Origin of the sequence: Microbacterium sp. ISL-103 (genome assembly GCF_018613995.1) — a bacterium.
Taxonomy (GTDB): Bacteria; Actinomycetota; Actinomycetes; order Actinomycetales; family Microbacteriaceae; genus Microbacterium.
In genome coordinates this window covers 1-6,283 of the sequence record NZ_JAGGPD010000556.1, presented here as the reverse complement: position 1 = coordinate 6,283, position 6,283 = coordinate 1, and the positions used below count along the sequence as shown (strand labels likewise).

Below are 6,283 nucleotides of genomic sequence, written 5' to 3'. Positions count from 1 at the left end.
GCAGCGTGACGGTCGCCTCGGAGTAGTTCTCCTGTGCGGTGATGACGCCTGTGCTGATCGCGTCGTTGAGAAGCTGCGGCCCGGCACCTGCGGCCGAGAGCAGCTCGTCTCGACGGTAGCGTCGTGGCGTCGGCATGATCGACGGCGGCGGTGACAGGGTCGTGGAATCGCCGTTCGCCTCGGCCTCATCGAGCTGCTCGCGGATGACGCTGAGCGGAAGGTAGTGATCACGCTGCAGCGTCAGGCCGAGGCGCAGTCGCTCGATATCGGCCTGAGAGAACTTGCGGTAGCCGGACTCGGTGCGAGACGGCGTGACGATCCCCTGGACCTCGAGGAAGCGGAGCTTGCTGGAGGTGAGCTCGGGAAATTCCGGCGTGAGTCTCGCGAGGACCTGACCGATGCTCAGAAGCCCCGCAGACGCCGAGCGTTCGCGGGCGGGGGAAGCCGCCATCAGTCGATCGCCGCGACGCGATCGACGGGAGAAGCGAAGAAGTTCAACCGGAATTTGCCGACACGAAGCTCGGTGCCGTCGACGAGCGCACTGCGATCGACGCGCTCACCGTTGACGTACGTTCCGTTCAGGGAGCGCTGGTCGATGATCTCGAACGTGGACCCGGTGCGGGTGACCTCTGCATGACGACGCGACACCGTCACGTCGTCGAAGAAGATGTCGGCCTCGGGATGACGACCCACGGTCGTCACATCCGTGTCGAGCAGGTAGCGAGCACCCGCGAGAGCACCCGAACGCACGAGAAGCAGCGCGGAACCGGAGGGAAGCGCCGCGATGGCGCTCTGCTCCACATCCGTCAGCTCCACGCCGAAAGGCACGAATGAAAGGTCCGAGTCGTGCCCGAACGTCTGCGTCACGTCGTGTCGTTGCTCGCCGGGACGGTGGATCGCGGCGTCTCCGCCCGATCGATTCTGGCTGTCTGTCACTATGCCCTCCTAGTCCTCCAGACTAACTGATCGGACGACGCCCGCGGGAGCTCGATCCACACTCAGCGCTCGCATACGGACGGTTCATAGGCTGGGCACGTGAAAACCACAGCTCATCGACGTCCCGCAGCCCCGATCGCCCTCGCAGCAGCCTTGCTCACGGCGTTCCTGGTGCTGTTCGTGCCGCTGTCCGCCTCGGCGCACGACAGCCTCCTCTCCTCCTCTCCCGAGGCCGACGGCACGGTCCAGACGCTCCCCGCCGAGCTGACTCTCACGTTCAGCGCGAAGATCATCGACGAGGAGGGGGCGACCGAGGTCGTGGTGACGGATCCCTCCGGCGCCTCCGTGATCGAGGGCGCGCCGACCGTCGACGGCGCGCTCGTCACACAGCCGCTGGCGGCAGAGGCCCCCGCCGGCGCCTACCACGTGATCTGGAAGGTCGTGTCGAGCGACGGCCATCCCACATCCGGCGAGTTCGACTTCACCGTCGCCGCCAGCACGGTCGGCACGGCGACGACCCCGCCGACCGCCGCCCCGACGGCTGCCCCGACCGTGCAGCCGACTGCGACCGCCGGGCCCGGAACAGACGTCACTCCTGCGCCTGCGAGCGACGAGGAGTCCCCTGCGACAGTGGTGATATGGATTCTCGCGATCGCCGGCGTTCTGGTCATCATCGGCATCGTCGTCTGGCTCGTGGTTCGCGGGCGCCGCACCTCGTCTCAGACCGATTCCGACCCGTCTTCGGAGCGATAGGCTTAAGGCATGCCACACTACGATGTCGTCATCCTCGGTGCAGGTCCCGGCGGATACGTCGCTGCGGTTCGCAGCGCGCAGCTCGGTCTGTCCACCGCCATCATCGAAGAGAAGTACTGGGGCGGTGTCTGCCTCAACGTGGGCTGCATCCCCTCCAAGGCTCTTCTGAAGAACGCGGAGCTCGCGCACACGCTCAACCACAAGGCCGACTTCTTCGGCATCTCGGGTGAGTTCACGATCGACTACGGCAAGGCGTTCGACCGCAGTCGCGTCGTCGCGGCCGGCCGGGTCAAGGGCATCCACTTCCTGATGAAGAAGAACAAGGTGACCGAGTACGACGGTCGCGGCACCTTCACCGGGCCGAAGGCGATCTCGGTCGCCAAGGCCGACGGCTCGACCGAAGAGGTCACCTTCGACAATGCCATCATCGCCACCGGCTCCAAGGTGCGGCTGCTCCCGGGCGTCCAGCTCAGCGACAACGTCGTGACCTACGAGGAGCAGATCCTCAGCCGCGAGCTCCCGAAGTCGATCGTCATCGTCGGAGCCGGCGCCATCGGCATGGAATTCGCGTACGTGATGACCAACTACGGCGTCAAGGTCACGATCATCGAGTTCCTCGACCGGGCCCTCCCCAACGAGGACGCAGATGTGTCGAAGGAGATCGCGAAGCAGTACAAGAACTACGGCGTCGACATCCTCACCTCCACCAAGGTGGAGTCCGTGGTCGACAACGGCTCGTCTGTCACCGTCTCGTACACCGGCAAGGACGGCCAGCAGTCGTCGATCGAGGCCGACAAGGTTCTCATGTCGGTCGGCTTCGCCCCCAACATCGAGGGTTTCGGACTCGAGGCCACGGGCGTGAAGCTCACCGAACGCGGCGCGATCGACATCGACGACCACATGCGCACCAACGTCGAGGGCATCTACGCGATCGGCGACGTCACCGCCAAGCTGCAGCTCGCACACGTCGCTGAGGCGCAGGGCGTCGTGGCCGCAGAGACCATCGGCGGCGCAGAGACCCAGACCCTCGGCGACTACCGCATGATGCCCCGCGCGACGTTCTGCTCGCCGCAGGTCGCGTCGTTCGGCCTCACCGAGCAGCAGGCGAAGGACGAGGGGCGCGAGATCAAGGTCGCCACCTTCCCGTTCATGGCCAACGGCAAGGCACACGGCCTCGGCGAGCCCGTCGGCTTCGTCACGCTGATCGCCGATGCCGAGCACCTCGAGCTCATCGGCGCCCACATGATCGGCCCCGACGTCTCGGAGCTCCTTCCCGAGCTGACGCTGGCCCAGAAGTGGGACCTCACGGCGCTCGAACTCGCGCGCAACGTGCACACGCACCCGACGCTGTCGGAGGCTCTGCAGGAGGGCTTCCACGGCCTCGCAGGTCACATGATCAACTTCTGATCGTCCACGATCGACTCGAAGGCCCGGCACGCTCGCGCGTGACCGGGCCTTCGTTCGTCATGGCGCCGTGTCGCCGTTCCGTCGCAGCTCGAGTCGCGAGGGCAGCCCGAACCGCACCGCCCACCCCGGTGGTGCGACCTCAGCCAGTTCCCGCGGCGTGTACGACCGACGGATGCTGATCATGCCGTCTTCCCGGATGAACGACCCGCGAAGGAGCGTGCTCGCGAACAGCCAGGTCGCGGCGCCGTAGAGCGCATACGCCGCGCGACTGCGAGCGATGTCGCGGTGCACCACCACTCCGTCTGCACCGACGAGCCGAGCGGAATCCTGCAGGAGACCCTGCAACTCCGACGGGGTGAGGTGATGCAGCACGTGGTTCGAGAAGACGACGTCGAACTTCTCCCCCTCTGCGACCAGCTCCTCCGCGAACGCGCACCGGTATCGCACGCCTGCTCCCCCGTCGCGTTCGGCCGCCCAGCGGATGGCGCGCTCGTCTGCATCCAACGCCGTGATCTCGGCGCTCAGCCCGTCCCGCCGCAGCTTCGCCGCGACCATCCGGCTCACGTCCCCACCGCCTGCGCCGATGTCGAGGATGCGGAGGGGACCCCGACGTGCCCGAGGACGGATGTCGCGCCGATACAGCCGACCGGGGGCGGAGACCAGCGCATTCACGACACGGAATCGCTCGTAGGTGCGCTCGAGCATGCCGATGTCGGCGTGCGGGTCGTCCATGAGCTCCCGCGCGTCGGATGCGCGGATCGAGAGATCATGCGTCATGCGATGCCGGTGGCGACGGTCATCAGGGCGCTCTCCGCGGTCAGCCCCGGCCCGAACGCCATCGCCGCGACCCTCGAGCCGTCTGCGGCACCCTCATCGAGGATGCGCTTGATGACGAAGAGGATCGTCGCGCTGGACATGTTGCCGTACTCGCGCAGGGTCTCCCGCGCCGGCCGCATCTGAGCATCACTGAGGTGCAGCCGTTCCTGCACACGATCGAGGATGCTGCGGCCCCCGGGGTGGATGGCCCAGTGCTCGACGCGCTCCCCCACTCGTCCGTCGTCGAACGCGGCGGCCAGTTCTCCCTCGCGGGCATACAGCGGACGGATCGCGCCGATGATCGTCTCGCCGATGATCTGCGGCACAGCCGTCGACAGGATCATCTCGAAGCCGTGGTCGCCGATGGTCCAGGCCATGTCCTTCTCGCCCTCGGCGGCGATCGCGGTGTGGAAGCCGTCCAGGCGCACGGCCGGGTTGGGGGTGGCGATATCACGCGCCGTGCCGCTGCCCGCCGCCGCGCCGTCGGCGAAGAGCGAGTTGGCGACGATGAGGTCCGGATCGTCCGACGACCTCAGGTGCACCGTGCACAGCTCGACGCTGACGACCAGCACGACCGCGTCGGGATCTGCCGCACAGAACTGGCTCGCCGCGCGCAGCGCCGGCATCGAGGCATAGCACCCCATGAATCCCAGGTGGTAGCGCTGGACGCTGTCGGGGAGGCCGAGCCCCCGCACGATCTCGTAGTCGGGGCCCGGCGCGTGGAACCCCGTGCACGACGCGGTGATGACGTGGGTGACGTCGGCGGCGACGATGTCGGGGTCGGCATCCAGCGCCCGCCGGGCCACCTCGACGAACAGACGCGACGCCTCGCGCACATAGATGTCGTTGCGGGCCTTCGTACCCGGAGATCCGAGAAGCCCCGTCTCGCGATCGTAGAAGAGGGGCTCATCGATCCGTGCGGCGGGCGAGAGCTCTTCGATCACCGTGTGCCGGGTGTCGATCCCCGAGCCGTTGAAGGAAGCGCCGATGATCCGTCTGGCGAGTCGGCCGATCTCCGGCTGCGACCCGAAGATGTCGCGGATCTCCTCCTGCTCGAGGACGGTGTCGGGAACGATCGTCCGCAGGGAGCGGAGTACGGCAGAACGGCTCATGTCTGTCACTCAAGCACGAGCCGAGGCCGGCGAGAAAGGGGCTTGCGCCGCGTGTCAGAAACCGAGAGCACGGGCGAGCTTCGAACCGGATGCCGCCTCGCGACCGCCGACCGTGAAGATCGCCTTCTCGACGGCCGTGAACAGGGCATCTCGCCCTGCCGCGTCGGCCGGAGCCGCGGGGCCGAGTTCGAACTCCCATTCGCGCCATTCGCGGCGCACGTCGTGCCGCAGATCCGTCGCGCTGACGCGGTCGTCGACGAACTCGGCGATCACGCCGTGCGGGCCGGTGAGCAGGTAGGCGACGCGGTTGTTCTCGATCCGAGCCAGAGGCGTGAGCCGCCCCGTCGTCCAGCGGGACAGCGCCTCGGTCACAGCATCGGGAACGCTGTCGTCATCTCCCAGGGGCCAGCCGATCTCGAGCCGACCGTCGCCTTCACGAGGGCCCTTGATATGCCATCCGGCGTCCGGGCCACCGGTGCGGCGGCGAAGAGCCACCCCCGCGCGGGAGAGCTCGGCGTCAGCGGTGTCGAGGTAGCGGGCGTCGAGCTCGCGCACCTCGCCGGCAGACACCGCCTCCACGCCGGGAAGACCCACCCAGTCGGGAAGCGTCGTATCGTCGTCGACGTCGTACTTGCGCTCGACCTCGACCACCCTGGTGGGCTCGGAGCCGGACTGCGGAACCGGGTGGTGCTCAGTCATCCGACGGGCTGATGTCCTCGAGGGATTCGTCGAACCAGTAGTCGATCTCGGTGGGGCCGTCGGCGTCACCGGTGTTCTGCTCGTCGCCGCGTCGGTTGTACACCACCTGGGTCTCGCTGTAGGGGACGATCAGCTTGTCGTCCGCGTCGCCGAGAGGAATGATCTGCCCGTCGAGCGGGCCGCCGTGAAGTCGTGCGAGTGCCATGGCCTCACCCTATCCCCGAGATGGCGGATCGCGGCTCACGCCGCGACGATGCCGAGGAGCGCGCCGACGATCATCCACGGTCCGAAGGCGATGCGCGTCGAGCCGTCCGCCCGCCGGAGCGCCATCAACACCATCGCGTACAGCGCCGCCAGGACGAAGGCGGAGGCCGCGCCCACGGCGAGCGCCTGCCAGCTGTGCCATCCGAGGATCAGTCCGATCACGGCAGCGAGTTTCACGTCTCCTCCGCCCATCCCGTCTCGACTGATCTGACGGAGCAGTGCATAGAAGCCGCCGAGGATCAGCAGGCCGAACCCTCCCCAGATCAGGGCATCGTTCTCGTCCGTGCCCATCGCGC

Annotated in this window: 9 protein-coding genes; 2 read left to right on the top strand and 7 right to left on the bottom strand. The window is 67.5% G+C overall.

From position 1 onward, the window contains the following. Together J7E68_RS17655 and J7E68_RS17650 are read right to left on the bottom strand one after the other, a co-directional pair. Window positions 1–451: MerR family transcriptional regulator (locus J7E68_RS17655; protein ID WP_215174807.1), on the bottom strand; the 451-nt coding region annotated here is incomplete at its 3' end. Then, a complete protein-coding gene (locus J7E68_RS17650) occupies window positions 451–936 on the bottom strand; it encodes an FHA domain-containing protein (protein WP_215174805.1) in 486 nt (161 codons plus the stop codon). The genes J7E68_RS17650 and J7E68_RS17655, both read right to left, overlap by 1 nt. Before the next feature lie 99 nt (window positions 937–1,035). Between J7E68_RS17650 and J7E68_RS17645 the strand changes: the two genes are divergently transcribed. Continuing rightward, window positions 1,036–1,689, top strand: coding sequence for a copper resistance protein CopC (locus J7E68_RS17645; RefSeq protein WP_215174803.1), 654 nt, complete (start codon window positions 1,036–1,038; stop codon window positions 1,687–1,689). Between the two features lie 9 nt (window positions 1,690–1,698). Next, entirely contained in the window at window positions 1,699–3,096 is a 1,398-nt protein-coding gene (gene lpdA, locus J7E68_RS17640; protein ID WP_215174801.1) for a dihydrolipoyl dehydrogenase, read from the top strand. Between the two features lie 57 nt (window positions 3,097–3,153). Here the strand turns inward: lpdA and J7E68_RS17635 are convergent, their stop codons facing one another. The 5 genes from J7E68_RS17635 to J7E68_RS17615 form a co-directional block, all read right to left on the bottom strand. Next, entirely contained in the window at window positions 3,154–3,873 is a 720-nt protein-coding gene (locus J7E68_RS17635; protein ID WP_215174799.1) for a methyltransferase domain-containing protein, read from the bottom strand. After that, complete coding sequence (locus J7E68_RS17630) at window positions 3,870–5,024, bottom strand: type III polyketide synthase (protein ID WP_215174797.1); 1,155 nt, start codon at window positions 5,022–5,024, stop codon at window positions 3,870–3,872. Before J7E68_RS17630 ends, J7E68_RS17635 begins: the two co-directional genes overlap by 4 nt. A gap of 54 nt (window positions 5,025–5,078) precedes the next feature. After that, window positions 5,079–5,723, bottom strand: coding sequence for a CYTH domain-containing protein (locus J7E68_RS17625; RefSeq protein ID WP_215174795.1), 645 nt, complete (start codon window positions 5,721–5,723; stop codon window positions 5,079–5,081). Beyond that, window positions 5,716–5,928 (bottom strand): response regulator, encoded by a 213-nt coding sequence (locus tag J7E68_RS17620; protein WP_215174787.1) that lies wholly within the window; start codon window positions 5,926–5,928, stop codon window positions 5,716–5,718. The genes J7E68_RS17625 and J7E68_RS17620 overlap by 8 nt, the downstream gene beginning before the upstream one ends. Window positions 5,929–5,963: 35 nt before the next feature. Beyond that, window positions 5,964–6,283, bottom strand: a 320-nt coding sequence (locus tag J7E68_RS17615) for an A24 family peptidase (protein ID WP_215174785.1), incomplete at its 5' end; no start/stop codon positions are given.